The following is a 25787-nucleotide window of genomic DNA, read 5'->3' on the forward strand; positions in this document are numbered from 1 at the left end:
TATCTACCACATATTGTTCTTGATCCTTATTTTGAACTAAACAGATAAAGCTTTGGCTAAAAATACATCTGAGAGAGTTAATTTCTCTTCTATAAAATCTGTAATCGATTATCCTGATTTCCTTGACGTACAGCTAAAGTCATTCGTTGACTTTTTCCAGCTGGACACTCCTTCTGAAAAAAGAAATTCCGAAGGACTGTATAAAGTGTTCATGGAGAACTTTCCTATCAGTGATTCCAGAGAAAATTTCGTGCTGGAATTTGTCGATTATACTGTTGACCCTCCAAAGTACTCAGTTGATGAGAGCATCGAGAGAGGTTTGACGCACTCTGTTCCCCTCAAAGCTAAGCTTCGTTTGCTTTGCAATGATGAGGAGAATGAAGATTTTGAGACCATTGAGCAGGAAGTCTTTTTGGGGAATATCCCATATATGACCGCTAAGGGGTCTTTCGTAATCAATGGAGCCGAACGAGTGATCGTTTCGCAGTTGCACAGGTCACCAGGTGTGTTCTTTGCTCAAAGCAAGCATACAAATGGTACCCACCTGTATTCTGCAAGGATTATTCCTTTCAAAGGATCCTGGATCGAATTTGCTACGGACGTTAACAATGTGATGTATGCCTATATCGATCGAAAAAAGAAGTTTCCTATTACCACACTTCTGCGATCAATAGGATATGGATCTGATAAAAAAATATTGGACCTTTTCGGCCTGTCCGAAGAGATCGACGCTACTGAAAAGGAGCTTAAGAAAGTAATTGGCCGTAGACTGGCTGCCAGAGTACTGCGTACCTGGACTGAGGATTTTGTGGATGAAGATACCGGAGAGGTTGTATCTATTGACAGAAATGAAGTGATTCTCGAAAGAGATGGTATTATTTCTGAAGATGATATAGAGACAATTCTGGAATCGGGCAGTAAGTCAATTGTCCTTCACAGAAAGGATGTTAACATCACGGATTACTCTATTATATATAACACCCTTCAGAAGGATAACTCAAACTCCGAGAAGGAGGCTGTTGAGCAGATCTATCGTCAACTGAGAAACACAGATGCTCCGGATGAGCAGACTGCACGGGATATTATTCAAAACCTCTTCTTCAGTGACAAACGTTACGATCTGGGAGAGGTAGGTCGATACAGAATCAACAAGAAGCTTGGTTTGGATATAGGGTACGATAAGAGAACCCTTACTACAGAGGATATTATCCTTATTGTGAAGTACCTGATCGGGTTGATCAATAGCAAGGCTGTTGTCGATGATATTGACCACTTGAGTAATAGAAGGGTAAGAACTGTGGGCGAACAATTGTACGCTCAATTTGGTGTGGGCCTTGCCAGAATGGCCAGAACGATCCGCGAACGAATGAATGTTCGTGACAATGAGGACTTCAAGCCAGTTGATCTGATCAACGCTCGTACATTGTCTTCTGTGATCAACTCATTCTTTGGTACTAACCAGCTGTCTCAGTTCATGGATCAAACCAATCCACTGGCTGAGATTACGCATAAGAGAAGAATGTCTGCACTCGGACCAGGTGGTCTTTCGAGAGAAAGAGCAGGTTTCGAAGTACGTGACGTTCACTACACTCACTACGGTAGACTTTGTACGATTGAAACTCCTGAGGGACCAAACATTGGTTTGATCTCTTCACTTTGCGTACACGCCAAAGTGAACCAGATGGGTTTCATCGAAACACCTTATAGGGATGTGGTAGAAGGCACTGTGGATATGACAGGTAGTGTAAACTACCTCACTGCAGAGGAAGAAGATACTTATAATATTGCTCAGGCCAATGCGCCTTTGGATGATAAAGGTAACTTCCTCAACGATAAAGTAAAGGCGCGTTTCGAAGGGGATTTCCCGGTAGTGGACCCCAAAGATTTGAAATACATGGATGTGGCTCCGAATCAGATTGTATCGGTAGCGGCCTCTATGATTCCGTTCCTTGAGCATGATGATGCCAACCGTGCATTGATGGGCTCTAACATGCAGCGCCAGGCAGTTCCATTGTTGAAGCCACAGGCTCCAATCGTTGGAACTGGTTTGGAGAAGCGTGTAGCCATTGACTCACGAGCGTTGGTGATTGCTGAAGGTGATGGTGAGATTGAATATGTAGACGCTAAGAAAATAGTTGTCAGATATGAGCGTACAGAAGAAGATTTGCTCATCTCTTTCAATAGTCCAAGTGTTACTTATGAACTGATTAAGTTCAGAAGAACTAACCAGGATACTTGTATCAACCTGAAGCCAATTGTGACTAAGGGAGATAAGGTAACCAAAGGCCAACCTCTGTGTGAAGGTTTTGCTACTGAGAACGGCGAGCTGGCCCTTGGAAGAAATCTGATGGTGGCATACATGCCATGGCAAGGATACAACTTTGAGGATGCAATTGTAATTTCTGAAAAAGTGGTAAGAGAGGATATATTCACCTCTATCCACATTGATGAATACGATCTCGAAGTAAGGGATACCAAAAGAGGTGAAGAGGAACTTACCTCGGAGATTCCAAACGTGAGTGAGGAAGCCGTTAAGAACCTTGATGAAAATGGTATTATCCGAATCGGTGCTGAAATCAAAGAAGGTGATATCCTGATTGGTAAAATCACACCAAAAGGTGAGACTGATCCTACTCCGGAAGAAAAACTATTGCGCGCCATCTTTGGAGACAAAGCCGGTGACGTAAAAGATGCTTCATTGAAAGCTTCTCCTTCATTGAGAGGTGTGGTGATTGACACTAAACTCTTCTCAAGACCTAAGAAAGATAAAGATCTTAGATCAAGAACGAAGAAAGAAGTAGAGATGCTGAAAAACCGCTACAGCGGAGAGCTTACTGAGATCAGAAATCAAATGATCGATAAGTTGGCAAAGCTTCTCGAAGGGAAAACATGCCAGGGAATCAAACATAAGTTTGGTGAAGAGGTCATGTCTAAGGGGACTAAGTTCAACAGAAAGAACATCGAGGCAAATCTTTTCCCACCTAAGAATGCTTATAGGGATGAGAGTAACTACAATGTACCTGAAGAAGCCAATTTGATTTCAGATTTGATCATCGAAGATTGGGCAACCGATCAGCATACCAATGATCTGATCTTCAAAATGGTGAAGAATTATATCAATGCTAGAAACGAAGTGTCGGGAATCTTCAAAAGAGAGCGTTTTACGCTTGAGGTTGGGGATGAGCTTCCTGCAGGCATTGTTCAGTTGGCCAAAGTCTACGTGGCTAAAAAGCGTAAACTGAAAGTTGGTGATAAGATGGCTGGTCGTCATGGTAACAAGGGTGTTGTAGCCAAAATTGTTCGTGATGAAGACATGCCTTTCATGGAAGACGGAACTCCGGTGGATATTGTATTGAACCCGCTTGGTGTACCTTCTCGTATGAACATCGGTCAGATTTATGAAACAGTTCTTGGATGGGCTGGACTAAGGTTGGGTAAGAAATATGCCACTCCAATTTTTGACGGTGCTACTGAGGATGAAGTTCAGAATGAACTGAAAGAAGCAGGGTTGCCCTCATTTGGTCGTACTTATCTATACGATGGTTTGAGTGGAGTTCGCTTTGATCAGCCTGTTACAGTAGGTGTGGCATATATGCTGAAACTTGGTCACCTGGTAGATGATAAGATGCACGCAAGAAGCATCGGACCATACTCACTCATCACTCAGCAACCACTTGGTGGTAAAGCGCAGTTTGGTGGTCAGAGATTTGGAGAGATGGAGGTATGGGCACTTGAGGCATTTGGTGCCGCCCATGTTTTGCAAGAGATCCTTACCATTAAGTCGGATGACGTGATTGGTAGAGCAAAAGCCTACGAGGCAATTGTGAAAGGTGAGAATATGCAGAAGCCAAACATCCCTGAATCGTTCAACGTATTGGTTCACGAGCTTCGTGGATTGGCACTTGAAATTACCTTAGACTAATAAATTGGATAACAGCCCCGCTCTGCGGGGCTATACATAGATCATTTAATTATGGCGTTCAGAAAAAATAAAAAACTGTCTAACGATTTTTCTAAAGTAACGATTAGTCTGGCATCACCAGAGTCGATTTTAGAAAGCTCGCATGGTGAAGTTACTCAGCCTGAAACGATTAACTACAGAACCTACAAGCCTGAAATGGGTGGATTGTTCTGCGAGCGAATCTTTGGTCCCGTTAAAGACTGGGAATGTCATTGTGGAAAATATAAGCGAATCCGATACAAAGGAATTATTTGCGACCGTTGTGGAGTAGAGGTGACGGAGAAGAAGGTCCGTAGAGAGCGAATGGGTCATATCGAATTGGTGGTACCTGTTGCACATATCTGGTATTTCCGATCACTTCCTAACAAAATAGGTTATCTCCTGGGTCTTCCTACGAAGAAGCTGGATCAAATCATATACTACGAGCGATATGTAGTGATCCAGTCAGGTATCAAAGAGGAAGATGGAATCAATGAGATGGATTTCCTTACAGAAGAGGAGTATCTCGATATTCTGGATAAACTTCCACGAGAAAATCAACTGCTGGATGATGATGATCCTCAGAAGTTCATTGCAAAAATGGGTGCTGAGGCTTTGGAAATGCTTTTGTCGAGAATTGAACTTGACGAGCTTTCTTATCAGCTTCGTCATCAGGCAGCTACTGATACCTCACAGCAAAGAAAAGCTGAGGCACTTAAGAGACTAAGGGTGGTTGAAGCCTTCAGAGATGCCAAAACCAGAATTGAGAATAAGCCAGAATGGATGATCATTAAAATGGTTCCGGTGATACCACCAGAGCTACGTCCTTTGGTACCTCTTGATGGTGGAAGATTTGCTACCTCGGATTTGAACGACCTTTACAGAAGGGTAATTATCCGTAACAATCGTCTGAAGAGATTGATCGACATCAAAGCACCAGAAGTAATCCTTAGAAATGAGAAGAGGATGCTTCAGGAAGCTGTGGATTCACTGTTTGATAACTCTAGAAAGGTGAATGCTGTAAGGTCTGATGGAAACAGAGCGCTGAAGTCTTTGAGTGATATGCTCAAAGGAAAGCAAGGTCGATTCCGTCAAAACCTGTTGGGTAAAAGGGTTGACTACTCTGGGCGTTCGGTAATTGTGGTTGGACCGGAGCTGAAAATGCACGAGTGTGGTCTTCCTAAGGATATGGCCGCTGAGCTTTTCAAGCCTTTTGTGATCAGAAAGCTGATCGAGAGAGGTATTGTAAAGACCGTGAAGTCCGCTAAGAAGATAGTTGACAGAAAGGATCCGGTAGTTTGGGATATCCTGGAGAATGTATTGAAAGGGCACCCTGTTCTTCTTAACCGGGCTCCTACACTTCACAGGTTGGGTATTCAGGCTTTCCAGCCTAAGTTGATTGAAGGAAAAGCGATTCAGCTACACCCTCTGGTTTGTACAGCATTCAACGCCGATTTTGACGGTGACCAGATGGCTGTTCACGTTCCACTTGGACACGAGGCGGTTTTGGAAGCGTCATTGTTGATGCTTTCTTCCCACAATATTCTAAACCCTGCCAATGGAGCTCCTATTGCGGTGCCTTCACAGGACATGGTATTGGGACTCTATTATATCACCAAGGGACGAAGAAGCACTCCTGAAAAGCCGGTAATTGGTGAAGGACTTTCTTTCTACAGTGCAGAGGAAGTGATCATTGCCATCAATGAAGGCAAAGTTTCTCAGCATGCTTACGTGAAAGTAAGAACAAAAGTGAGAAATGAGAATGGCGAGCTTGAGACCAAGGTCATTGAGACGGTGGCAGGACGAGTATTGTTCAATTTGCACGTACCAGAAGAGGTTGGTTTCGTGGATGAACTTCTTACTAAGAAAAAACTACAGAAGATTATATCTACTGTATTCAAAATCACAGGAATGGCTAAGACAGCTCATTTCCTTGATGATATTAAGGAATTAGGATTCCAGACAGCCTACAAAGGTGGACTGTCAATGGGTCTTGATAACATTCAGATTCCAGCAGAAAAAGAAGCACTCGTGGCGCAGGCCAAAGAGGAAGTGGAAGCTGTATGGAATAACTATTTGATGGGTCTGATCACAGACAATGAGCGTTACAATCAGGTAATTGATATCTGGACGAGAACGAACACATTGCTGACTAACACGCTGATGCAGCAGTTGGAAGAAGATGATCAGGGATTCAACTCTATCTACATGATGATGCACTCTGGAGCCCGAGGTTCAAGAGAGCAGATTCGTCAGTTGGGGGGAATGAGAGGACTGATGGCCAAGCCTCAAAAGAATCTTCAGGGTTCTGTAGGTGAGATCATCGAAAACCCTATTCTTTCTAACTTCAAAGAAGGACTGGATGTAATTGAGTACTTCATCTCTACTCACGGTGCGAGAAAAGGTCTTGCGGATACGGCTTTGAAAACAGCGGATGCTGGTTACCTCACCAGACGATTGGTGGATGTGGCACAGGACATGGTTGTGAACGAAGAAGATTGCGGTACTTTGAGAGGCTTGTCAGTACAGGCATTGAAAGACAATGAGGAGATAGTCGAATCACTTTTCGAAAGAATCCTTGGTAGGGTTTCAGTACACGATATCTATGATCCGATTACCGAAGAACTCATCGTTGAGTCTGGAGCGGAGATCACTGAGGAAGTGGCTGTAAAAATTGACGAAACAAGCATCGAAGAAGTTGAAATCAGGTCTGTATTGACTTGTGAGACTAAGCAAGGTGTGTGTGCAAAATGTTATGGACGTAACCTGGCAAGTGGTCGTATGGCCAATATGGGTGAGTCTGTGGGTGTTATTGCTGCACAGTCTATTGGAGAGCCTGGTACTCAGCTTACCTTGAGAACTTTCCACGTTGGGGGTACTGCCTCGAACATTGCGGTGGATGCCAACATCAAAGCTAAGTTTGATGGATTTATCGAGTATGATGAGCTGCGAACTGTGGATTCTGAAGATGAAGAAGGCAACAAGGTGAAGAAGGTGATGGGCCGTTCTGGAGAGATCAAGATCCTTGACAATAAGAAGGAAAGAGTATTGATTACAAACCATGTGCCTTATGGTGCCATCCTGAAAGTAAGTGATGGAGATAAGATTGCCAAGGGTGACGAAATCTGTAACTGGGATCCATACAATGCCGTGATCATGGCGGAGTTTGATGGTAAGGCAGAGTTTGATTCCATCATTGAGGGCGTGACCTACAAAGAGGAGTCTGACGAGCAGACAGGACACAGAGAGAAAGTAATTATAGATACTAAAGATAAAACCAAGAACCCGGCTGTTGTGGTCGCGGGTAAGGATGAGTCCAAAGGGTATAACATACCAGTGGGCGCTCACCTTGCTGTGGATATTGGTGATAAGATCAAAGCGGGTCAGGTATTGGCTAAGATTCCTAGAAAAACAGGTAAGTCGAGAGACATCACCGGGGGTCTTCCTAGGGTTACAGAGCTTTTCGAAGCACGAAACCCATCTAATCCGGCAGTAGTAAGTGAAATCGATGGAGTGGTGACTTATGGAGGGATCAAGCGTGGTAATCGTGAGATCTTCATCGAGTCAAAAGATGGCGTGAAGAAGAGATATCTCGTGCCTTTGTCTAAGCACATCCTTGTACAGGATAATGACTTTATCCGTGCAGGTGATGCACTCTCAGACGGAGCGATTACACCAGCCGATATCTTATCGATTAGCGGACCTACAGCAGTTCAGGAATACCTCGTGAATGAAATTCAGGAAGTATACAGACTCCAGGGTGTGAAAATCAACGATAAGCACATTGAGGTAATCGTGAGACAGATGATGCAAAAGGTTATTATCATCGATGCCGGTGACACTAGCTTCTTGACCAATCAATCGGTTGATAGATTCGCTTTCATGGAGGAAAATGATAATATCCTTGACAAGAAGGTGGTTATGGATCCAGGAGATTCAGAAACCTTGAAAGCAGGGATGATCATTACCAGCAGAAAGCTGCGTGATGAGAATTCTAACCTGAAAAGAAGGGACATGAAGATTGTTGAGGTACGAAATGCCGAGGCAGCCGTTTCTAAGCCTATTCTTCAGGGGATTACCCAAGCTTCGCTTGGAACCGAAAGTTTCATCTCTGCGGCTTCATTCCAGGAGACAACCAAGGTACTTAGTGAGGCCTCTATTAGAGGTAAAGCAGATTACTTGAGCGGACTTAAGGAGAATGTGATTGTAGGACATCTGATTCCAGCAGGAACCGGAAACAGAAACTTCCTGAACCACATAGTAACCTCTAACGAGGATTATGAAAATCTGGTAGCAGCTAAAGAACAGTTTGCGAATTCAAAAGAACTGGAGTCTTAAGTATGGATCCTAAAGATGAAAAAAAGGGAGGCAATAAGCCGTCCAATCAAATCAATATTGAATTGTCCGAGGAAACAGCCGAGGGCGTTTATGCAAATTTGGCGATGATAGCTCACTCTAGTAGTGAGTTTGTCATCGATTTTATTCGGCTCATGCCGGGTGTGCCAAAGGCAAAGGTGAAGTCACGAATTGTGATTACTCCCGAACATGCAAAACGCCTCTTAAAGGCCCTGGAAGACAATATCAATAAGTTCGAAAGCTCATATGGAGACATCAAAAGTGTGGAAGAAACACCAAAGTTTCCAATGAATTTCGGAGGAACTATGGGAGAAGCATAAAATTCTCTACGATAATTCGCATTTGGATTGTGATATAATACCAACTATTTCTATCTTTGCGTTCCCAAAAAATTTGGATAATAAGAAATAAAGCATAATGCCAACTATTCAGCAATTAGTAAGAAAAGGCAGAAAGAAGTTAACTTCTAAATCAAAGTCTCCTGCTCTGGATTCATGTCCACAGCGAAGGGGGGTGTGCACAAGAGTGTATACTACCACGCCTAAGAAGCCTAACTCTGCCATGAGAAAAGTAGCCAGAGTTAGACTAACTAACGGAAAAGAAGTAAATGCCTATATCCCTGGCGAGGGTCATAACTTGCAGGAACACTCTATCGTGCTTATACGAGGTGGAAGGGTGAAGGATTTACCTGGTGTGAGATATCACATTATTCGTGGAGCTTTGGATACTGCCGGAGTGAATGGGCGAACACAAAGAAGATCTAAATACGGAGCTAAAAGGCCTAAGGATAAAAAGTAAAATCTGAGAAATGAGAAAAGCTAAGCCAAAGAAGAGGTACATCCTTCCTGATCCTATTTATCAGGATACCTTGGTGACTAAATTTGTTAATAACCTCATGTTGAGTGGGAAGAAGAGTATAGCCTATTCTATTTTCTACGATGCCATCAAATTAGTTGAATCCAAAACCAAAGAGAATGGAATTGAGACTTGGAAAACTGCATTGAATAATGTTTGCCCAGGTGTGGAAGTAAAAAGCCGACGAGTGGGTGGGGCTACTTTCCAGGTGCCGATTGAGGTTCGTCCCGAAAGGAAACTTTCTTTGGGTATCAAATGGATGATCAAATACGCCAGACTTAGAGGAGAGAAGACGATGATGGAGCGTTTGGCAGGTGAAATTATTGCTGCATCGAAAGGTGAGGGTGCTTCTATCAAAAAGAAGGACGATACTCACAGAATGGCCGAGGCTAACAAGGCGTTCTCACATTTCAGATTCTAAAAATCAAAATCACTAATGGCTAGAGATTTAAAATACACAAGGAATATAGGTATCGCTGCGCACATTGATGCGGGTAAGACCACTACAACTGAACGTATCCTGTTTTATACTGGGGTAACTCACAAGATTGGTGAGGTTCATGATGGAGCGGCTACCATGGACTGGATGGAGCAGGAGCAAGAGCGAGGTATTACTATTACCTCTGCAGCTACCACTGTATTCTGGAAATATAAGAACGACGATTACCATATTAATATTATTGATACTCCGGGTCACGTGGATTTCACCGTTGAGGTGAACAGGTCTTTGAGAGTATTGGATGGTTTGGTATTCCTTTTTAGTGCGGTAGATGGTGTAGAGCCACAGTCGGAGACTAACTGGAGACTTGCTGACAATTACAAAGTAGCTCGAATTGGATTCGTCAATAAGATGGACCGACAGGGTGCAGACTTTTTGAATGTTTGTCGACAGGTGAAGGAGATGCTTGGAACCAAAGCAGTTCCGTTGCAATTGCCAATCGGATCAGAGGATAAATTCCAGGGTGTTGTTGATTTGGTTTCAAACACAGGGATGGTTTGGAACGAAGAAGACTTTGGAATGACTTGGAGTGAGGTGCCGATTCCTGAAGACATGTTGGATGAGGTGGCTGAGTACAGACAAGCGCTTCTGGAGGCAGTTGCAGACTATGATGAGACCCTTCTTGAGAAGTATTTCGAAGATCCAGAGTCCATTACTGAAGACGAAATTATAGCTGCACTTCGTGCCGCTACTATTGACCTGGCCTTTGTGCCAATGCTTTGTGGTTCTGCTTTCAAGAACAAAGGAGTACAAACGATGCTCAACTATGTGATGGAATTACTTCCTTCACCGCTTGATAGAGACAACATTACCGGAACAGATCCGGACACAGAAGAGAAGATTTCAAGAAAGCCTTCTGAGAGCGAGCCATTTGCTGCGCTAGCTTTCAAAATTGCTACCGATCCATTTGTGGGCAGATTGTGTTTTATCAGATCCTATTCAGGATTGCTTAATTCAGGTTCATATGTTCACAACATGCGTACGGATAAGAAGGAGCGTATCTCCCGTATTTTCCAGATGCATGCTAATAAGCAGAATCAAATTGATGCCTTGCATTGTGGAGATATTGGAGCGGTAGTTGGGTTTAAAGATATTAAGACCGGTGACACCCTTTGTGATGAGAAGCATCAAATCATATTGGAGTCAATGGTATTCCCAGAACCAGTTATTGGTTATGCTATTGAGCCTAAACAACAGGCGGATGTAGATAAGTTGGGAATGGCGATCTCTAAGTTGGTAGAAGAGGATCCTACCTTGCAGGTGGAGACGGATCAGGAGACTGGTCAGACCATCCTGAGAGGAATGGGTGAGCTTCACCTTGATATCATCATCGATAGACTTAAGAGAGAGTTTAAAGTAGAGATCAATCAGGGAGCTCCTCAGGTGGCTTACAAGGAGGCGATCAATACTACTGTTGAGCACAAGGAGGTTTATAAGAAACAAACTGGTGGTCGAGGTAAGTTTGCAGATATCGTATTCGAACTAGGGCCTGTGGATGAAGACTTCACTGGTGAAGGTCTACAGTTTCAGAATGACATTGTAGGTGGTGTGATTCCTAGAGAATTCATCCCGGCGATTGAAAAAGGATTTAAGGAAGCTATGAAAAACGGTCCTTTGGCCGGTTTCCCTCTGGATTCTATGAAGGTAAGACTTTTCCATGGTTCTTTCCACGATGTGGATTCCGATGCACTATCTTTTGAATTGGCTGCAAGAGCCGGTTTCAGAGCCGCAGCGAGCAAGGCTAAGCCTGCTCTTCTTGAGCCTATCATGGCTGTAGATGCAGTGACGCCAGATGAGTACACAGGATCCATCACAGGCGATTTGAATAGAAGAAGAGGAATGATGAAAGGAATGGATACAAAAGGTACTTCACAGGTTGTGAAGGCGGATGTACCTCTGTCAGAACTCTTTGGATATGTTACTGACCTTAGAACGATGAGTTCGGGTAGGGCCACAGCGTCACTCACCTTTGCTCATTATGCTCAGGTGCCTGCTGGTATTGCAGATGCAGTTATCAAAAAGACAAAAGGAGAAGCGGTTTAATTAACACAGATCATGAACCAAAAAATTAGAATAAAACTGAAATCGTACGATCACAATTTGGTGGATAAGTCCTCTGAAAAGATAGTGCGCGCTGTAAAGACTACAGGAGCTGTGGTAAGCGGACCGATTCCCTTGCCAACTGTGAAAGAGAAGTTTACAGTTTTGAGATCGCCCCACGTGAACAAGAAGGCTCGTGAGCAGTTTCAGCTTTGTACCTACAAAAGACTGGTAGATATTTACTCTAACAGTGCTAAGACTGTGGATGCATTAATGAAGCTTGAGCTTCCTAGTGGAGTTGACGTAGAGATTAAGGTATAGTTACTTTTATAGTAAAAGAAGAAGAACCAATAGCTGTGGTGTTATTGGTTCTTTTTTTGTCTCAAAAATTGAATTAAATCTTTTGTTCGGATCATGGAATTGCTATCTTTGCAGTCCTTTTTACGAAAAGTTTATCCGGAAACGGTAAAAGAATAAATATTAAGCAAAATGCCTGGAATAATTGGTAGAAAAATCGGGATGACTAGCGTTTACAATGAGGAGGGTAAGAATCTTGCCTGTACGCTCATTGAAGCTGGTCCTTGTGTAGTGACACAAGTAAAAGATAAAGAGTCTGACGGATATCGTGCAGTTCAATTGGCTTATGGTGAGCGCAAGGAAAAGAATACACCTAAAGCATTGAAAGGACATTTTGCAAAGGCCAAGACGACTCCTAAAAGTAAGTTGTTTGAATTCAGAGATTTCAGAGCTGAGTTTGACGATAAGGTGAAGCTTGGAAATACCATCAAGATCGAAGACGTGTTCGTAGAGCAGGACTTTGTGGATGTTGTTGGTACATCTAAAGGTAAGGGCTTCCAGGGTGTTGTTAAGAGACACGGTTTCGGTGGGGTAGGACAAGCCACTCACGGTCAGCATAACAGACTTAGAGCGCCTGGGTCTATCGGAGCATGCTCGTTCCCATCCAGAGTGTTTAAAGGTCTTAAAATGGCTGGTAGAACAGGTGGAGACAGGGTGAAAGTAATGAACCTTAAGGTGGTGAAGATTTATCCTGAGAAAAACCTTGTGCTTGTCAGTGGACCAGTACCTGGTGCTAAGAATTCTTATCTAATACTAGAGAAATAAAGATGAAACTGTCAGTTTTCAATATCAAAGGAGAAGATACCGGAAGGGAAGTAACCCTGAGCAAGGATGTGTTTGGTATCGAACCAAATCAACATGCTGTCTACCTTGAGGTGAAGCAGTATTTGGCGAACCAGAGGCAAGGTACTCACAAAGTAAAGACTAGAAATGAGATCTCCGGATCTACTAGAAAGATAAAGAAGCAGAAGGGTACAGGAACGGCCAGAGCGGGTAGTATCAAGTCACCTGTTTTCAGAGGTGGTGGTACCATGTTTGGTCCTGAGCCAAGAGACTATAGCTTTAAGTTGAATAAGAAAGTAAAGCACTTGGCTAAGAAGTCTGCTTTCTCTTCAAAAGCGAAAGACAAGCAAATCAAAATATTGGAAGATTTCTCATTTGAGAATCCAAAGACTCAGGAATTTGCTGGCATTCTTGCTAACCTGGAGTTGAACAATAAGAAATCATTGCTCATACTGAGTGAAGCAAATAAGAACGTGTTCTTATCATCTCGCAACCTGAAGAATACTAAGGTATCTACAGCCAACGAGATAAGCACTTATGACTTGGTGAACGCTGAGTTGGTAGTGCTGTTGGAGAGTTCAGTAGAGGTAATTCAAAATACATTAAACTGAGATGGGAGTATTAATAAAACCTTTGGTAACTGAGAAGGCTTCAGCCCTCAACGAGCACGGAAAATACGGCTTTGTGGTGGACAAAAAGGCCAACAAGGTTCAAATTAAGAAAGAGGTGGAAAAAACCTACGGTGTTACAGTAGAAAGTGTAAACACTATGGTTCACCCCGGAAAATCAAAATCCAGGTATTCAAAGTCTGGAGTGATTGAAGGAAAGACACCATCTCAGAAGAGAGCTATTGTGAAGGTAGCTGATGGTGATATCATTGATTTTTATAGCGGAATATAAAATAAACAGATAGATGGCTGTTAAGAAACTTAGACCCGTTACACCCGGACAGAGATTTAGAGTAGCACCGGTTTTCGATAAGATTACCAAAACTACTCCTGAGAAGTCTCTTCTAACCTCCAAAGGAAAAAAGGGAGGTAGAAACAATCAGGGTCGGATGACGATAAGAAACGTAGGAGGAGGACATAAGCAGAAGCTTAGAACCATTGATTTCAAGAGAGATAAAGAGGGGATTCCTGCTACAGTTAAGGCAATTGAATACGATCCGGGAAGAACTGCTAGAATAGCCTTGCTTTTCTACGCTGACGGGGAGAAGAGATACATCATTGCTCCTGCAAATCTTGAGGTTGGCACTGAGATTATCTCAGGACCTGGCGTACCTCCTGAAGTAGGTAATGCATTGCCACTATCTGATATTCCACTTGGTACTATCGTACATAATATAGAGCTGAAGCCTGGTAAGGGTGGAGCTATTACAAGGAGTGCAGGTACTTATGCGCAGCTAGTAGCCAGAGAAGGTAAATACGCCACGTTGAAGCTTCCTTCCGGGGAGATGAGAATGGTTTTGATCACTTGCTATGCGACTATCGGGATTGTTTCAAACAATGATCACATGAATGTGCGCTTGGGTAAGGCTGGTAGAAACAGATGGAAAGGTAGAAGACCTAGAGTAAGAGGGGTGGTAATGAACCCTGTAGATCACCCGATGGGTGGTGGTGAAGGTAGATCATCTGGTGGTCACCCGAGATCCAGAAACGGACTCTATACCAAAGGAAAGAAAACAAGAAAGCCGAATAAATATTCTGATAAGCTGATTATAACTAAGAGAAAATAATGGCAAGATCACTAAAAAAAGGACCTTATATAGACTTCAGACTTGAGAAGAAGGTAGACGCCATGAATGAGTCTGGAAAAAAATCAGTCATCAAAACATGGTCTCGGAGATCGATGATCTCGCCGGATTTTGTTGGTCAGACATTCGCAGTACATAATGGTAATAAGTTTATCCCTGTTTTCGTCACTGAAAACATGGTGGGACACAAGCTTGGTGAGTTTGCTCCTACCAGAAACTTTAGAGGCCATATTGCTAAAAAAGATAAAGGTAGAAGATAATAAAGATGGAAACTGCAGAAAAGAAAGTTAAGAAATCAGTCAGGATTCGTCTTCAAAAGGAAGCGATCAAGAAGCACAAAGAAGAAAACGCTGGCAAGTTAGGCGCTGTAAAATCTTCTTTGAAAAATGTACCAACATCACCTCGTAAGATGAGGTTGATCGCGGACATGATCAGAGGCCAGAAAGTTAATGTGGCCCTCAACCTTTTGAAATTTGACAATAAGCATGCTTCCCTTACGATGGAGAAATTGCTCATGACAGCTATCGCTGATTGGCAAGCCAGTAATGGGGATGTGAATATTGAAGACGCCGAGCTAGTGGTGAAGGAAGTGTTTGTAGACGGAGGCCGGATGCTAAAGAGATTGCGACCAGCTCCTCAGGGACGGGCGCACAGGATTAGAAAAAGATCTAATCATATCACCATTATCGTGAGTGATGTAAATGAGAGTAATCAGTCTGAAGAAAAAGAAACTAAATAAATGGGACAGAAGGTAAATCCAGTTGGATTCAGATTAGGAATCGTTAAAGGATGGGATTCTGCGTGGTTTGGCGGCAAAGATTTTTCCGATAAAATCGTTGAAGACCACAAAATCAGAGAGTACATCAGTGCCCGTATTCCTAAGGGTGGTATTTCTAAAGTCATTATTGAGCGTACGCTTAAAAGAATTACTCTTACTGTACACACTGCTCGTCCGGGCGTGGTGATTGGTAAAGGTGGATCTGAAGTGGACAAAATCAAAGAAGAGCTCAAGAAGCTGACTGGGAAAGACCTTCAGATCAATATTTTTGAAATCAAAAGACCTGAGTTGGATGCCAAGTTGGTGGGTGAGTCAATTGCTCAGCAGTTACAGGCGAGAATCTCTTACAGAAGAGCGATGAAGCAGGCTATAGCCTCTGCAATGCGAGTAGGAGCTCAGGGAATTAAGGTAAAGGTGTCTGGTCGTCTTGGAGGAGCTGAGATGGCACGTTCTGAGCAGTATAAAGAAGGTAGAATTCCTTTGCATACACTTAGAGCTGATATAGACTATGCGATCTCTGAAGCAGCTACTGTATACGGTAAAATCGGTATAAAAGTATGGATCTTCAAAGGAGAAGTATTCGGTAAGAGAGACCTTTCTCCGAATGTGGGCCAGGCAAGTACAGGTGGTGGCAATAGCAACGCACCAGGACAGCCAGGAGGACCAAGAAGAAGAAGAGGTGGAGCCAATGAAGGCCCTAAGAGGAGACGTGATCGCAAATAATCTCATAAACGCTAAGTAGAAATGTTACAGCCAAAGAGAACCAAATTTAGAAAAAAGCAGAAGGGCCGGGTTAAAGGTATAGCTCAGAGAGGTCATAGATTGTCTTTCGGAAACTTCGGAATAAAATCAATGGAAGCCGGATGGATTACCTCCAGACAGATTGAGGCCTCACGTATCGCGGTTACTAGAGCGATGAAGAGAGAAGGTCAGGTTTGGATCAGGATTTTCCCAGACAAGCCGATCACCAAGAAGCCTGCAGAGGTGAGGATGGGTAAAGGTAAAGGAGCACCGGAATATTGGGTAGCTGTAGTTAAGCCAGGTACCATCATATTCGAAGCATCAGGTATATCTACTGAGCTGGCGAAAGAAGCGTTGAGATTGGCACAGCAGAAGCTTCCGATCAAAACTAAATTTGTTGTAAGAAGAGACTATACTGGAGAATGAAAAATTCAGAACTAAGAGGTTTGAGCCTGGATGAGCTTAAAAATAAGCTCGTTGCTGAGAAAGATAATTATGGCAAATTGAAATTTGCCCACAGCATCACGCCGATCGAGAATCCTATGAAGATCAGAGAAAGCAGAAAGCTGGTGGCGAGGATTCAAACAGAAATAACAGCCAAAGAAATAAGTAAATAACGCATCGATGGAAAGAAATTTGCGAAAAGAGCGTGTCGGACAAGTGGTGAGCAATAAAATGCAGAAGACCATTACCATCAAAGTAGATAGAAAGGTAAAACATCCTATCTACGGTAAGTTTATCCGAAAAACGACAAAATTTTCTGCGCATGATGAGAACAATGATTGCAATATCGGTGATACCGTACGCATCATGGAAACTCGTCCGCTGAGCAAGAACAAAAGGTGGAGATTAGTAGAAATACTCGAACGAGCTAAGTAAAATGATACAGCAGGAATCAAGGCTAAATGTAGCAGATAACAGTGGTGCAAAGGAAGTACTTTGTATCAGAGTTTTAGGAGGCACGGGGAAACGTTACGCCTCAGTGGGAGATACTATTGTTGTGACTGTAAAATCAGCGATCTCTTCCAGTAGTTTAAAGAAAGGGACAGTTTCTAAAGCTGTGATCGTTCGAACCAAAAAAGAGGTAAGAAGAAAAGACGGATCTTACATCCGTTTTGAAGATAATGCTGCAGTTCTTCTCAATGCCAACAATGAGCCTAGAGGTACCCGTATCTTCGGTCCTGTGGCTAGAGAGTTGAGAGAGCGTCAGTACATGAGAATTGTGTCATTAGCACCTGAAGTACTTTAATGATGAATAACCACAAAGCAAATAAGTTTCACATCAGAAAAGGCGATACCGTAAAGGTATTGGCTGGAAACGATAAGGATAAAACTGGTAAGGTCCTGGAGGTCATATCAGAAAAATACAGAGCGATTGTTGAAGGTGTCAACATCGTGACCAAGCACAAGAAGCCTTCTGCTACTTCTCCTGAGGGTGGAAGAGAGCAAACTGAGGCTCCAGTGCACATGAGTAATCTTATGGTAGTAGATCCTGCTACCGGAGAGGCTACTCGATCTGGCAGGAAGCTCAACGAGAGTGGAAAATTGCAGAGATATTCTAAAAAAACAGGAGAATTTATCACTAATGGCTAGACCTAGATTAAAAGAAAAGTATATCCAAGAGATTGCACCTGCATTGAAAGAAAAGTTTCAATACAAGTCAGTGATGCAAGTACCTAAGCTTGTTAAAATCTCTGTGAATAAAGGAATTGGAGCCGCTGTTGCTGATAAAAAGCTTGTGGATGTGGGGGTTGAAGAACTAACCACCATCACAGGACAGAAAGCGGTACCTACTGTTGCTAAACTTTCTATCTCGAACTTTAAGTTGAGAGAAGGTATGCCTATCGGAGCTCGTGTCACCCTAAGAGGAGACAAAATGTATGAGTTTCTTGACAGACTCATGACAGTGGCCCTGCCACGTGTTCGTGACTTCAAAGGCATTAAGCAAAAGGGATTTGATGGCCACGGTAACTATAGCCTTGGTATCGAAGAGCAGATCATCTTCCCTGAGATCAGTATTGATAAGATTAACAGAATCACCGGTATGGACATCACGTTTGTGACCACCGCAGAGACTGATGAAGAAAGTTTAGCACTACTCAAAGCATTCGGAATGCCGTTTGTAGCGGGTAAAAAATAAAAGACATGGCTAAAGAATCGATAAAAGCAAGAGAAAGAAAAAGAGAGAAGCTAGTAGCTCGATATGCAAATAAGCGTGCAGCTTTGAAAGAAGCTGGTGATTATGAAGCATTGGATAAACTTCCAAGAAACTCGTCTAAAGTAAGATTACACAACAGATGTAAGCTTACCGGAAGACCTAAAGGTTACATGAGGAAGTTTGGTATTTCCAGGGTTACCTTCAGAGAAATGGCCAATGATGGCAAGATCCCTGGAGTGACAAAAGCTAGCTGGTAATCTTTATTTCGTCTTAGCTTAGATTTTTAAAAATATTCATTTAATTTTGCACCCCGTTTTCGGGGTATTTAATTGTATAAAGATAATGGTAACAGATCCGATTGCAGATTACTTAACAAGGATCAGAAATGCGATAAAAGCAAACCATCGCATTTTAGTGATACCTGCTTCTAATTTGAAGAAGGAAGTAACAAAGGTTTTGCACGAGAAAGGGTTCATCCAGAACTACAAGTTTGAGGATGATGATAAGCAAGGGATCATCAAGATCGCTTTGAAGTATAACCCTCAGACTAAACAGTCTGCAATTACTAGCCTGGAAAGGATAAGTAAGCCTGGTTTAAGAAAATATGCTGATGCAGAAAACCTTCCAAGAGTACTAAATGGCCTGGGAATAGCCATTTTGTCTACTTCAAAAGGTGTGCTTTCAGATAAAGAAGCCAGAAAAGAGCATGTCGGAGGCGAAGTGCTGTGTTACGTATATTAAAAAATTGATTTAAAATGTCAAGGATAGGCAAAGCACCCATTTCAATACCTGCAGGAATCAGCATTACCGTGGACAAAACCGTGGTAACAGTGAAAGGTCCTAAGGGAGAGTTGAAGCAAGAAATTCACCCGGATATGAAGGTGAATATTGAAGGAGATACATTAACTGTAGAAAGACCTACTGAGCAGAAGCGTCATAAAGCTATGCACGGACTTTACAGATCACTAATCAACAACATGGTGGTGGGTGTATCTGAAGGTTATAAAAGAGAGTTGGAGCTTGTGGGTGTAGGGTATAAAGCCGCAGTACAAGATAATATTCTTGAATTGAACCTTGGTTATTCACATAATATTTTCCTTGCCGTACCAGGTGAAATCAACGTAGGAGCTGAAACTGCTAAGGGTCAAAACCCTAAGGTAACGGTAGAGGGTATCGATAAGCAATTGGTTGGTCAGGTAGCTGCAAAGATCAAATCCTTAAGAAAGGTAGAGCCTTACAAAGGAAAAGGTATCAGGTTTGTTGGTGAAATAGTAAGAAGAAAAGCTGGTAAAACCGCTTCTAAATAATAAATAAGATGGCCGTAACTAAACTAGAGAGAAGAAAGAGAATTAAGCTCGGTATCCGTAGGAAAATCAGCGGTACTGGCACCAGACCAAGGGTGTCTGTCTTCAGAAGCAACAAGGCTATTTATGGTCAGATCATTGACGATGTGAAAGGGGTTACATTGGCCTACGCATCATCTCTTGAACTGGGCAAAGAGCAAATTAACGTAGAGGTATCCAAAGAGGTTGGAAAGAAGCTCGCTGAGAAGGCAAGTGCTGCTGGCATTCAGAGTGTAATCTTCGACAGAAACGGTTACCCATACCATGGTAAAGTGAAGGCGTTTGCCGAAGGAGCACGTGAAGGTGGGCTTAAATTTTAAATAAGATTATGTCACAAAGTAATATAAAAGCAGTAAAAGCCAGCGAAATCGACCTTAAAGAGAAGGTGGTTGCTATCAAGCGAGTAGCTAAGGTTGTAAAAGGTGGTCGAAGATTCAGCTTTTCAGCAATCGTAGTTGTAGGTGATGGTAGTGGTGTAGTGGGATACGGTCTTGGTAAAGCAAACGAGGTGACTGACGCCATTACAAAAGGAGTGGACGATGCAAAGAAAAATCTCGTAAGGGTTCCTTTGTTCAAAACCACAGTACCTCACGAAGCTATTGGTAAATTCGGTGGCGGTTTGGTATTACTTAAGCCTGCAGCTCCTGGTACAGGAGTAATTGCTGGTGGTGCGATGCGTGCTGTTTTGGAGAGTGCTGGGATCCATGATGTATTGGCTAAGTCCAAAGGGTCATCTAACCCACACAACGTGGTAAAGGCTACATTTGATGCCTTGAACAGGATGAGAGATCCTTATGCAGTAGCAAAACAAAGAGGAGTTACGTTAGATAAAGTCTTTAACGGTTAAGAAAATGGCTAAAGTAATAATTACACAGACCAGAAGTATTGTGAAGCGTCCACAACGTCAGAAGAGGACTATCCAGGCTTTGGGTTTAGGCAAAATCAACAGAAGTGTAGAGAAGGAATTGACTCCACAGATTTCTGGTATGATAAATAAGGTTCAGCATTTAATCGAAGTAAAAGAGCTTTAAGATGAAATTAGAATCACTTAAGCCTGCTAGTGGGGCTACTAAAAATAGAAAGAAGATTGCAAGGGGTCAGGGTTCCGGAAAAGGTGGTACTGCCACCAGAGGTCACAAAGGAGCTCAGTCACGTTCTGGTTATTCTCGAAAAATCGGTTTTGAAGGTGGTCAGATGCCACTTCAAAGACGAGTGCCTAAGTTTGGCTTCAAGAATAACAACAAGATCGTAATGAAGCCGCTCAATCTGGATGATTTGCAGGCACTTAGTGAAGCAAAGAAGTTGACCGAGATCACTCCTGAAATACTTAGAGAGAACGGACTGGCTCAAAAGAGCGATAAAATTAAAGTGTTGGGAAGAGGTGAGTTGAAAGCTAAATTGACGGTTAAGGCCCATAAGTTTTCCAAAACAGCTCAAGAAGCTATTGAGAAGGCCGGTGGTACTGCATCTGTAGAAAAATAATAGATGAAGAAGTTTATACAGACGATAAAGAACATTTTTTCCATTGAGGAACTGCGGATTAGAATTCTGAATACTATTGGATTCTTGATTATTTTCCGATTAGGATCTTTTGTGGTTCTTCCTGGTGTGGACCCTGCTCAACTTACTGGTGATGCAGGTGGTATTTTTGGACTCTTAAACACCTTCCTTGGAGGAGCTTTTAGTAGAGCTTCAGTTTTCGGATTGGGTATTATGCCATACATTTCTGCATCCATCGTGTTGCAGCTGATGACTGTGGCTGTTCCTTATTTTCAGAAGCTTCAAAAAGAGGGAGATAGTGGACGTAAGAAGATCAGCCAAATTACCAGAGTTCTTACCATATTTATCTGTCTGGCACAATCTATCGGATATTTAACAGCAACTATTCCTTCTGAAGCGATTGTTTTAGAGAATCAGTTTTTGTTTCAAATCTCTTCAATGGTGATTCTGACAGCCGGTACAATATTTTGTATGTGGTTGGGTGAAAAAATCACCGACAAAGGTATCGGTAATGGTATTTCCATGCTGATCATGATAGGTATTATATCAAGACTTCCTGCATCTCTATGGTATGAGGTGGTAGAAGTAAAAGGATTGCCAGGAGCACTGCTTTCTATCTTAGAATTGGTTGCGTTATTCCTGGTAGTAATGGCTACAGTGGCACTTGTGCAGGCAACCAGAAGGATTCCTGTTCAGTATGCCAAGCAAGTGGTGGGGAACAAGGTATACGGCGGACAGCGTCAGTATATTCCTTTGAAGGTGAACTCATCAGGAGTTATGCCAATCATTTTCGCTCAGTCGCTGATGTTTTTGCCAGCTCTTTTGGCAGGTATATGGAGTCAGGATAGCGACATTGCACAGTACATTGGTACTACTTTCTCAGATATTCAATCCTGGCAATACAACCTGTTGTTTGCCACTTTGATCATATTGTTTACATTCTTCTACACAGCTATTACGATTAATCCTAATCAGATAGCCGATGACATGAAGAGGAACGGAGGCTTTGTTCCTGGTATTAAGCCAGGTAAACAGACTTCAGACTTTATAGATAATGTATTGACCCGTATCACTTTGCCGGGTTCAGTATTCCTTGCAGTGATCGCTATCTTGCCGGCTTTTGCCATGATGGCAGGTGTGAGCACTACTTTTGCTCAGTTTTATGGAGGTACCTCCCTGTTGATTATGGTAGGGGTGATCCTTGATACTTTGCAGCAAATAGAGAGCTATCTCTTGATGAGACATTACGAAGGAATGATGAAGTCAGGTAGAGTGAAAGGACGAACTCAAAATACGGCAGTAGCATAATGGCAAAGCAATCATCCATAGAGCAGGACGGTACTATTGTTGAGGCATTATCAAATGCAATGTTTAGAGTAGAGCTTGAAAATGGCCATCAATTGATCGCACATATTTCAGGTAAAATGAGAATGAACTATATCAAGATTTTACCTGGAGACAAGGTGAAGCTTGAGATGTCACCATACGATTTGACTAAAGGAAGAATAGTATATCGCTATAAATAGAAATTATGAAAGTTAAAGCATCCATAAAGAAGCGTAGCGTTGATTGCAAAGTGATCCGAAGAAAAGGAAAGCTTTATGTGATCAATAAGAAGAACCCTAAGTTTAAACAAAGACAAGGATAAGAAATGGCTAGAATTGCAGGAGTTGATATACCCGACAATAAAAGAGGTGAGATTGCTCTTACCTATATTTTTGGAATCGGAAAGAGTTCGGCACAAGGTATTTTGGCCGAGGCTGGTGTAGATCCAAACAAGAAAGTTCAGGATTGGAACGATGATGAGTCAGGTGCCATCAGAACGATCATTGCTGAAAATTTCAAAGTGGAGGGTGTATTGAAATCAGAAGTGCAGCTTAACATTAAGCGCTTGTTGGATATTGGATGCTACCGTGGACTTAGGCATAGAAAAGGTCTTCCTGTGAGGGGTCAAAAGACTAAAAACAATGCCCGAACAAGAAAAGGTAAACGTAAAACTGTAGCTAACAAGAAGAAGGCTGTTAAGTAATCAATAGACATGGCTCAGAAAAGAAAAGATAAGGCAAAAAAGAGAGTAGTAGCAGTAGATGCATTGGGTCAGGCCCACATCCAGGCTACTTTTAACAACATCATTATTTCTTTGACCAACGGTCAGGGACAAGTGATCTCTTGGGCTTCGGCCGGTAAAATGGGTTTTAAAGGTTCTAAGAAGAACACTCCATATGCAGCGCAGGTTGCAGCCCAGGACTGTTCAGCTAAAGCTTACGAGCAGGGACTTAGGAAGGTTGAGGTCTTTGTAAAGGGACCAGGTGCAGGTAGAGAGTCCGCAATCAGAACCATCCAGAACAGTGGTATTGAAGTAACTATCATTAAGGATGTTACGCCGATGCCTCACAACGGATGTCGTCCACCGAAAAGAAGAAGAGTTTAATAGCTAAAAATACTGGGATAAAATGGCAAGATATACAGGGCCTAAAACAAAAATATCTAGGAAGTTCGGAGAACCTATCTTCGGAGCCAGCAAGGCTTTGCAGAAGAAGAACTATCCTCCTGGACAGCACGGTAGAGGTAGAAGAAGAAAGCAGTCTGAATACGCAATTCAGCTTGCTGAAAAGCAGAAGGCAAAATATACCTACGGAGTGTTGGAGAAGCAATTCTCTAATATTTTCGAAAAAGCTTCACGTAAAAGTGGAATTACTGGTGAGATCCTTTTGCAACTCCTTGAGGCGCGTTTGGATAACACAGTATTCAGATTGGGCATTGCTCCTACAAGAAGAGCAGCTCGTCAGCTAGTAGGTCATAAGCATATTACCGTGAATGGTGATATCGTAAACATTCCTTCATTCACACTGAAAGAAGGTGATCTTATCGGAGTAAGAGAGAAGTCAAAATCACTTGAAGCCATATCTGATAGTCTTTCTGGCAATGCCAAAAGATACTCTTGGCTGGAGTGGGATGCCTCTGGCATGGTAGGGAAGTTTTTGAATTCTCCAACCAGAGAAGAGATACCAGAGAACATCAAGGAGCAGTTGATCGTTGAATTGTACTCTAAGTAAGATTTTTCAATAAATAAAGAAAAGAATATGTCAATTCTAGCATTTCAAATGCCGGAGAAAGTGGTGATGGAGAAGGCCGATGATTTTCACGGCTTGTTCACCTTCAAACCTCTCGAAAAGGGCTACGGCGTTACAGTAGGTAATGCCTTGAGAAGAATACTTCTCTCATCTTTGGAGGGTTACGCGATCACCGCCATTAAGATACCTGGAGTTTTGCATGAGTTTTCTACTATCGAAGGGGTAGTGGAAGATGTCAGCGAAATCATCCTGAATCTTAAAATGGTAAGATTTAAGAAAATCTCAGATGTAGCTGATACTACAATCACTGTATCTGTTTCTAATACAAGACAGTTCACTGCTGGAGACATTGCTAAGGGTACCACTTCATTCGAAATCCTTAACCCGGATTTGGTGATTTGTAATCTTGACGAAAAAGCTCAGTTCGAAATTGAAATCAGCGTAGAAAAGGGAAGAGGCTATGTGGCTGCTGATGATAACAAACCTGCTGATCAGAACTTCGGATACATTGCGATCGACTCTATCTTTACGCCTATTAAGAATGTAAAGTATAGTGTAGAGAACACAAGGGTAGAGCAGAAAACTGACTATGAGCAGTTGATTCTTGATATTGAGACCGATGGTTCTATACATCCAGAGAATGCTTTGAAAGGTGCCGCTAATATTCTTATTAAGCACTTCATGCTTTTCTCTGATCAGAACATGATCCTGGAATCTCAGGAGCAGGGAGAGCCTGAGCAGGTCGATGAAGAGCTGCTTCACATGAGGAAGTTGTTGAAAACATCACTTAATGACCTTGATCTGTCAGTAAGAGCATACAATTGCTTGAAAGCTGCAGATGTGAGAACATTAGGAGATTTGGTGAATCTTGAAATATCTGATATGATGAAGTTTAGGAATTTCGGAAAGAAATCCCTGGCGGAACTAGAGCAGCTTGTGGCTGACAAAGGACTAACTTTTGGTATGGATCTTTCGAAATATAAATTGGAAGAAGAATAATGAGACACGGAAAGAAATTTAATCATCTTGGAAGAACAGCATCTCACAGAAAGGCGATGTTGTCGAATATGGCTTCTTCCTTGATTCTGCATAAGCGAATCAACACCACTGTAGCGAAAGCAAAAGCTTTGAGAAAGTATGTGGAGCCTTTGATCACAAAAGCAAAGACCGATACTACTCACTCCAGAAGGATTGCTTTTTCATACCTACAGGATAAAGTATCTGTACAGGAGCTTTTCGGCCCTATTGCAGAGAAGATTTCTTCAAGACCGGGTGGATACACCAGAATCATCAAAACCGGTATCAGACTGGGTGATAATGCAGAGATGTGCATGATGGAGCTGGTAGACTTCAACGAGTTGTTGCTTCAGGACTCTGATGCTGCAAAAGCTAAGACCAGAAGATCAAGAAGAGGAGGTAAGAAAGGTGGAGAGTCTGTTGAAGCTGCGGCTGTAGAAGAAGCAGTAGTGGTAGAGGAGCCGGTGGCCGAAGCTGCGGTAGCAGAAGAGGTGATCGAGGAAGCTGCTGCTGAGTCTACTCAAGAAGAGCCTTCTAACGAGGCTTCTGATGACACAGAAGAAAAAGAGAAAAGTGAATAACTTAAGTTAAGA

General features: G+C 42.5%; 35 protein-coding genes. All 35 read left to right on the forward strand.

The features are described from left to right. The first annotated feature begins 52 nt into the window (after positions 1 to 52). The 35 genes from rpoB (at position 53) to rplQ (ending at position 25775) form a co-directional block, all read left to right on the forward strand. Entirely contained in the window at positions 53 to 3922 is a 3870-nt protein-coding gene (rpoB, locus tag ACHKAR_RS11255) for a DNA-directed RNA polymerase subunit beta (RefSeq protein WP_159585200.1), read from the forward strand. 51 nt (positions 3923 to 3973) lie between these two features. Then, positions 3974 to 8278, forward strand: coding sequence for a DNA-directed RNA polymerase subunit beta' (gene rpoC / locus ACHKAR_RS11260; protein WP_159585199.1), 4305 nt, complete (start codon positions 3974 to 3976; stop codon positions 8276 to 8278). A gap of 2 nt (positions 8279 to 8280) precedes the next feature. Continuing rightward, on the forward strand, positions 8281 to 8616 hold the full coding sequence (locus tag ACHKAR_RS11265; protein ID WP_159585198.1) for a DUF3467 domain-containing protein: 336 nt from the start codon (positions 8281 to 8283) through the stop codon (positions 8614 to 8616). A 97-nt stretch (positions 8617 to 8713) separates the two neighbouring features. Next, complete coding sequence (rpsL, locus tag ACHKAR_RS11270; protein ID WP_159585197.1) at positions 8714 to 9094, forward strand: 30S ribosomal protein S12; 381 nt, start codon at positions 8714 to 8716, stop codon at positions 9092 to 9094. Positions 9095 to 9104: 10 nt separating this feature from the next. Continuing rightward, positions 9105 to 9572 carry a 30S ribosomal protein S7 gene (gene rpsG / locus ACHKAR_RS11275; protein ID WP_159585196.1) on the forward strand — a complete coding sequence of 156 codons (468 nt, stop codon included), beginning with the start codon at positions 9105 to 9107 and terminating at the stop codon, positions 9570 to 9572. Positions 9573 to 9587: 15 nt separating this feature from the next. After that, positions 9588 to 11693: an elongation factor G gene (gene fusA, locus ACHKAR_RS11280; protein WP_159585195.1), complete on the forward strand. Its 2106-nt coding sequence runs from the start codon at positions 9588 to 9590 to the stop codon at positions 11691 to 11693. Positions 11694 to 11705: 12 nt separating this feature from the next. Then, positions 11706 to 12011, forward strand: a complete 306-nt coding sequence (gene rpsJ, locus ACHKAR_RS11285; RefSeq protein ID WP_159585194.1) for a 30S ribosomal protein S10 — start codon at positions 11706 to 11708, stop codon at positions 12009 to 12011. Between the two features lie 168 nt (positions 12012 to 12179). Then, positions 12180 to 12812: a 50S ribosomal protein L3 gene (gene rplC / locus ACHKAR_RS11290; protein ID WP_159585193.1), complete on the forward strand. Its 633-nt coding sequence runs from the start codon at positions 12180 to 12182 to the stop codon at positions 12810 to 12812. A 2-nt stretch (positions 12813 to 12814) separates the two neighbouring features. Beyond that, complete coding sequence (gene rplD, locus ACHKAR_RS11295) at positions 12815 to 13441, forward strand: 50S ribosomal protein L4 (RefSeq protein WP_159585192.1); 627 nt, start codon at positions 12815 to 12817, stop codon at positions 13439 to 13441. 1 nt (position 13442) lies between these two features. Then, positions 13443 to 13730 (forward strand): 50S ribosomal protein L23, encoded by a 288-nt coding sequence (gene rplW, locus ACHKAR_RS11300; RefSeq protein ID WP_159585191.1) that lies wholly within the window; start codon positions 13443 to 13445, stop codon positions 13728 to 13730. 13 nt (positions 13731 to 13743) lie between these two features. After that, positions 13744 to 14565: a 50S ribosomal protein L2 gene (rplB, locus tag ACHKAR_RS11305; RefSeq protein WP_159585190.1), complete on the forward strand. Its 822-nt coding sequence runs from the start codon at positions 13744 to 13746 to the stop codon at positions 14563 to 14565. Further along, positions 14565 to 14843 (forward strand): 30S ribosomal protein S19, encoded by a 279-nt coding sequence (gene rpsS, locus ACHKAR_RS11310; RefSeq protein ID WP_159585189.1) that lies wholly within the window; start codon positions 14565 to 14567, stop codon positions 14841 to 14843. The genes rplB and rpsS overlap by 1 nt, the downstream gene beginning before the upstream one ends. Positions 14844 to 14962: 119 nt before the next feature. Next, positions 14963 to 15322: a 50S ribosomal protein L22 gene (gene rplV, locus ACHKAR_RS11315; protein WP_370519088.1), complete on the forward strand. Its 360-nt coding sequence runs from the start codon at positions 14963 to 14965 to the stop codon at positions 15320 to 15322. After that, complete coding sequence (rpsC, locus tag ACHKAR_RS11320) at positions 15323 to 16084, forward strand: 30S ribosomal protein S3 (RefSeq protein ID WP_159585187.1); 762 nt, start codon at positions 15323 to 15325, stop codon at positions 16082 to 16084. Positions 16085 to 16105: 21 nt separating this feature from the next. Continuing rightward, entirely contained in the window at positions 16106 to 16528 is a 423-nt protein-coding gene (rplP, locus tag ACHKAR_RS11325; protein ID WP_159585186.1) for a 50S ribosomal protein L16, read from the forward strand. After that, entirely contained in the window at positions 16525 to 16719 is a 195-nt protein-coding gene (gene rpmC / locus ACHKAR_RS11330) for a 50S ribosomal protein L29 (RefSeq protein WP_159585185.1), read from the forward strand. Before rplP ends, rpmC begins: the two co-directional genes overlap by 4 nt. Before the next feature lie 7 nt (positions 16720 to 16726). Further along, positions 16727 to 16981 carry a 30S ribosomal protein S17 gene (gene rpsQ, locus ACHKAR_RS11335; protein ID WP_159585184.1) on the forward strand — a complete coding sequence of 85 codons (255 nt, stop codon included), beginning with the start codon at positions 16727 to 16729 and terminating at the stop codon, positions 16979 to 16981. Position 16982: 1 nt separating this feature from the next. Next, complete coding sequence (rplN, locus tag ACHKAR_RS11340; protein WP_159585183.1) at positions 16983 to 17351, forward strand: 50S ribosomal protein L14; 369 nt, start codon at positions 16983 to 16985, stop codon at positions 17349 to 17351. Beyond that, on the forward strand, positions 17351 to 17695 hold the full coding sequence (rplX, locus tag ACHKAR_RS11345; RefSeq protein ID WP_370519087.1) for a 50S ribosomal protein L24: 345 nt from the start codon (positions 17351 to 17353) through the stop codon (positions 17693 to 17695). Before rplN ends, rplX begins: the two co-directional genes overlap by 1 nt. Then, positions 17688 to 18242, forward strand: coding sequence for a 50S ribosomal protein L5 (gene rplE / locus ACHKAR_RS11350; RefSeq protein WP_159585182.1), 555 nt, complete (start codon positions 17688 to 17690; stop codon positions 18240 to 18242). The genes rplX and rplE overlap by 8 nt, the downstream gene beginning before the upstream one ends. 5 nt (positions 18243 to 18247) lie before the next feature. Then, a complete protein-coding gene (gene rpsN, locus ACHKAR_RS11355; protein WP_159585181.1) occupies positions 18248 to 18517 on the forward strand; it encodes a 30S ribosomal protein S14 in 270 nt (89 codons plus the stop codon). 85 nt (positions 18518 to 18602) lie between these two features. Continuing rightward, positions 18603 to 19001, forward strand: coding sequence for a 30S ribosomal protein S8 (gene rpsH / locus ACHKAR_RS11360; protein ID WP_159585180.1), 399 nt, complete (start codon positions 18603 to 18605; stop codon positions 18999 to 19001). Positions 19002 to 19015: 14 nt separating this feature from the next. Then, positions 19016 to 19567: a 50S ribosomal protein L6 gene (rplF, locus tag ACHKAR_RS11365; protein WP_159585179.1), complete on the forward strand. Its 552-nt coding sequence runs from the start codon at positions 19016 to 19018 to the stop codon at positions 19565 to 19567. Between the two features lie 8 nt (positions 19568 to 19575). Next, positions 19576 to 19923 carry a 50S ribosomal protein L18 gene (gene rplR / locus ACHKAR_RS11370; protein WP_159585178.1) on the forward strand — a complete coding sequence of 116 codons (348 nt, stop codon included), beginning with the start codon at positions 19576 to 19578 and terminating at the stop codon, positions 19921 to 19923. Between the two features lie 8 nt (positions 19924 to 19931). After that, entirely contained in the window at positions 19932 to 20450 is a 519-nt protein-coding gene (rpsE, locus tag ACHKAR_RS11375; RefSeq protein ID WP_159585177.1) for a 30S ribosomal protein S5, read from the forward strand. Between the two features lie 4 nt (positions 20451 to 20454). Beyond that, positions 20455 to 20634, forward strand: coding sequence for a 50S ribosomal protein L30 (gene rpmD / locus ACHKAR_RS11380; RefSeq protein ID WP_159585176.1), 180 nt, complete (start codon positions 20455 to 20457; stop codon positions 20632 to 20634). A 1-nt stretch (position 20635) separates the two neighbouring features. Next, positions 20636 to 21085 (forward strand): 50S ribosomal protein L15, encoded by a 450-nt coding sequence (rplO, locus tag ACHKAR_RS11385; RefSeq protein WP_159585175.1) that lies wholly within the window; start codon positions 20636 to 20638, stop codon positions 21083 to 21085. A gap of 3 nt (positions 21086 to 21088) precedes the next feature. After that, entirely contained in the window at positions 21089 to 22411 is a 1323-nt protein-coding gene (secY, locus tag ACHKAR_RS11390) for a preprotein translocase subunit SecY (RefSeq protein ID WP_159585174.1), read from the forward strand. Next, positions 22411 to 22629, forward strand: coding sequence for a translation initiation factor IF-1 (infA, locus tag ACHKAR_RS11395; RefSeq protein WP_159585173.1), 219 nt, complete (start codon positions 22411 to 22413; stop codon positions 22627 to 22629). The genes secY and infA overlap by 1 nt, the downstream gene beginning before the upstream one ends. Positions 22630 to 22634: 5 nt before the next feature. Further along, positions 22635 to 22751, forward strand: coding sequence for a 50S ribosomal protein L36 (gene rpmJ / locus ACHKAR_RS11400; protein WP_009034194.1), 117 nt, complete (start codon positions 22635 to 22637; stop codon positions 22749 to 22751). 3 nt (positions 22752 to 22754) lie between these two features. Beyond that, positions 22755 to 23132: a 30S ribosomal protein S13 gene (rpsM, locus tag ACHKAR_RS11405; protein WP_159585172.1), complete on the forward strand. Its 378-nt coding sequence runs from the start codon at positions 22755 to 22757 to the stop codon at positions 23130 to 23132. A gap of 9 nt (positions 23133 to 23141) precedes the next feature. Then, entirely contained in the window at positions 23142 to 23534 is a 393-nt protein-coding gene (gene rpsK, locus ACHKAR_RS11410) for a 30S ribosomal protein S11 (protein ID WP_159585171.1), read from the forward strand. Between the two features lie 22 nt (positions 23535 to 23556). Next, positions 23557 to 24159, forward strand: a complete 603-nt coding sequence (rpsD, locus tag ACHKAR_RS11415; protein ID WP_159585170.1) for a 30S ribosomal protein S4 — start codon at positions 23557 to 23559, stop codon at positions 24157 to 24159. A 27-nt stretch (positions 24160 to 24186) separates the two neighbouring features. Next, positions 24187 to 25176, forward strand: coding sequence for a DNA-directed RNA polymerase subunit alpha (locus ACHKAR_RS11420; RefSeq protein WP_159585169.1), 990 nt, complete (start codon positions 24187 to 24189; stop codon positions 25174 to 25176). Further along, positions 25176 to 25775, forward strand: coding sequence for a 50S ribosomal protein L17 (gene rplQ / locus ACHKAR_RS11425; protein ID WP_395417487.1), 600 nt, complete (start codon positions 25176 to 25178; stop codon positions 25773 to 25775). Before ACHKAR_RS11420 ends, rplQ begins: the two co-directional genes overlap by 1 nt. Positions 25776 to 25787: the final 12 nt, after the last annotated feature.

It is taken from the genome of Marinoscillum luteum (assembly GCF_044005705.1).
Lineage (GTDB): Bacteria > Bacteroidota > Bacteroidia > Cytophagales > Cyclobacteriaceae > Marinoscillum > Marinoscillum luteum.

Excerpts from the sequence above, each read along its gene's own strand:
- rpoC (WP_159585199.1), top strand. The coding sequence starts at position 3,974 with ATGGCGTTCAGAAAAAATAAAAAACTGTCTAACGATTTTTCTAAAGTA.
- ACHKAR_RS11265 (WP_159585198.1), top strand. The coding sequence starts at position 8,281 with ATGGATCCTAAAGATGAAAAAAAGGGAGGCAATAAGCCGTCCAATCAA.
- rpsL (WP_159585197.1), top strand. The coding sequence starts at position 8,714 with ATGCCAACTATTCAGCAATTAGTAAGAAAAGGCAGAAAGAAGTTAACT.
- rpsG (WP_159585196.1), top strand. The coding sequence starts at position 9,105 with ATGAGAAAAGCTAAGCCAAAGAAGAGGTACATCCTTCCTGATCCTATT.
- fusA (WP_159585195.1), top strand. The coding sequence starts at position 9,588 with ATGGCTAGAGATTTAAAATACACAAGGAATATAGGTATCGCTGCGCAC.
- rpsJ (WP_159585194.1), top strand. The coding sequence starts at position 11,706 with ATGAACCAAAAAATTAGAATAAAACTGAAATCGTACGATCACAATTTG.
- rplC (WP_159585193.1), top strand. The coding sequence starts at position 12,180 with ATGCCTGGAATAATTGGTAGAAAAATCGGGATGACTAGCGTTTACAAT.
- rplD (WP_159585192.1), top strand. The coding sequence starts at position 12,815 with ATGAAACTGTCAGTTTTCAATATCAAAGGAGAAGATACCGGAAGGGAA.
- rplW (WP_159585191.1), top strand. The coding sequence starts at position 13,443 with ATGGGAGTATTAATAAAACCTTTGGTAACTGAGAAGGCTTCAGCCCTC.
- rplB (WP_159585190.1), top strand. The coding sequence starts at position 13,744 with ATGGCTGTTAAGAAACTTAGACCCGTTACACCCGGACAGAGATTTAGA.
- rpsS (WP_159585189.1), top strand. The coding sequence starts at position 14,565 with ATGGCAAGATCACTAAAAAAAGGACCTTATATAGACTTCAGACTTGAG.
- rpsC (WP_159585187.1), top strand. The coding sequence starts at position 15,323 with ATGGGACAGAAGGTAAATCCAGTTGGATTCAGATTAGGAATCGTTAAA.
- rplP (WP_159585186.1), top strand. The coding sequence starts at position 16,106 with ATGTTACAGCCAAAGAGAACCAAATTTAGAAAAAAGCAGAAGGGCCGG.
- rpmC (WP_159585185.1), top strand. The coding sequence starts at position 16,525 with ATGAAAAATTCAGAACTAAGAGGTTTGAGCCTGGATGAGCTTAAAAAT.
- rpsQ (WP_159585184.1), top strand. The coding sequence starts at position 16,727 with ATGGAAAGAAATTTGCGAAAAGAGCGTGTCGGACAAGTGGTGAGCAAT.
- rplN (WP_159585183.1), top strand. The coding sequence starts at position 16,983 with ATGATACAGCAGGAATCAAGGCTAAATGTAGCAGATAACAGTGGTGCA.
- rplX (WP_370519087.1), top strand. The coding sequence starts at position 17,351 with ATGATGAATAACCACAAAGCAAATAAGTTTCACATCAGAAAAGGCGAT.
- rplE (WP_159585182.1), top strand. The coding sequence starts at position 17,688 with ATGGCTAGACCTAGATTAAAAGAAAAGTATATCCAAGAGATTGCACCT.
- rpsN (WP_159585181.1), top strand. The coding sequence starts at position 18,248 with ATGGCTAAAGAATCGATAAAAGCAAGAGAAAGAAAAAGAGAGAAGCTA.
- rpsH (WP_159585180.1), top strand. The coding sequence starts at position 18,603 with ATGGTAACAGATCCGATTGCAGATTACTTAACAAGGATCAGAAATGCG.
- rplF (WP_159585179.1), top strand. The coding sequence starts at position 19,016 with ATGTCAAGGATAGGCAAAGCACCCATTTCAATACCTGCAGGAATCAGC.
- rplR (WP_159585178.1), top strand. The coding sequence starts at position 19,576 with ATGGCCGTAACTAAACTAGAGAGAAGAAAGAGAATTAAGCTCGGTATC.
- rpsE (WP_159585177.1), top strand. The coding sequence starts at position 19,932 with ATGTCACAAAGTAATATAAAAGCAGTAAAAGCCAGCGAAATCGACCTT.
- rpmD (WP_159585176.1), top strand. The coding sequence starts at position 20,455 with ATGGCTAAAGTAATAATTACACAGACCAGAAGTATTGTGAAGCGTCCA.
- rplO (WP_159585175.1), top strand. The coding sequence starts at position 20,636 with ATGAAATTAGAATCACTTAAGCCTGCTAGTGGGGCTACTAAAAATAGA.
- secY (WP_159585174.1), top strand. The coding sequence starts at position 21,089 with ATGAAGAAGTTTATACAGACGATAAAGAACATTTTTTCCATTGAGGAA.
- infA (WP_159585173.1), top strand. The coding sequence starts at position 22,411 with ATGGCAAAGCAATCATCCATAGAGCAGGACGGTACTATTGTTGAGGCA.
- rpmJ (WP_009034194.1), top strand. The coding sequence starts at position 22,635 with ATGAAAGTTAAAGCATCCATAAAGAAGCGTAGCGTTGATTGCAAAGTG.
- rpsM (WP_159585172.1), top strand. The coding sequence starts at position 22,755 with ATGGCTAGAATTGCAGGAGTTGATATACCCGACAATAAAAGAGGTGAG.
- rpsK (WP_159585171.1), top strand. The coding sequence starts at position 23,142 with ATGGCTCAGAAAAGAAAAGATAAGGCAAAAAAGAGAGTAGTAGCAGTA.
- rpsD (WP_159585170.1), top strand. The coding sequence starts at position 23,557 with ATGGCAAGATATACAGGGCCTAAAACAAAAATATCTAGGAAGTTCGGA.
- ACHKAR_RS11420 (WP_159585169.1), top strand. The coding sequence starts at position 24,187 with ATGTCAATTCTAGCATTTCAAATGCCGGAGAAAGTGGTGATGGAGAAG.
- rplQ (WP_395417487.1), top strand. The coding sequence starts at position 25,176 with ATGAGACACGGAAAGAAATTTAATCATCTTGGAAGAACAGCATCTCAC.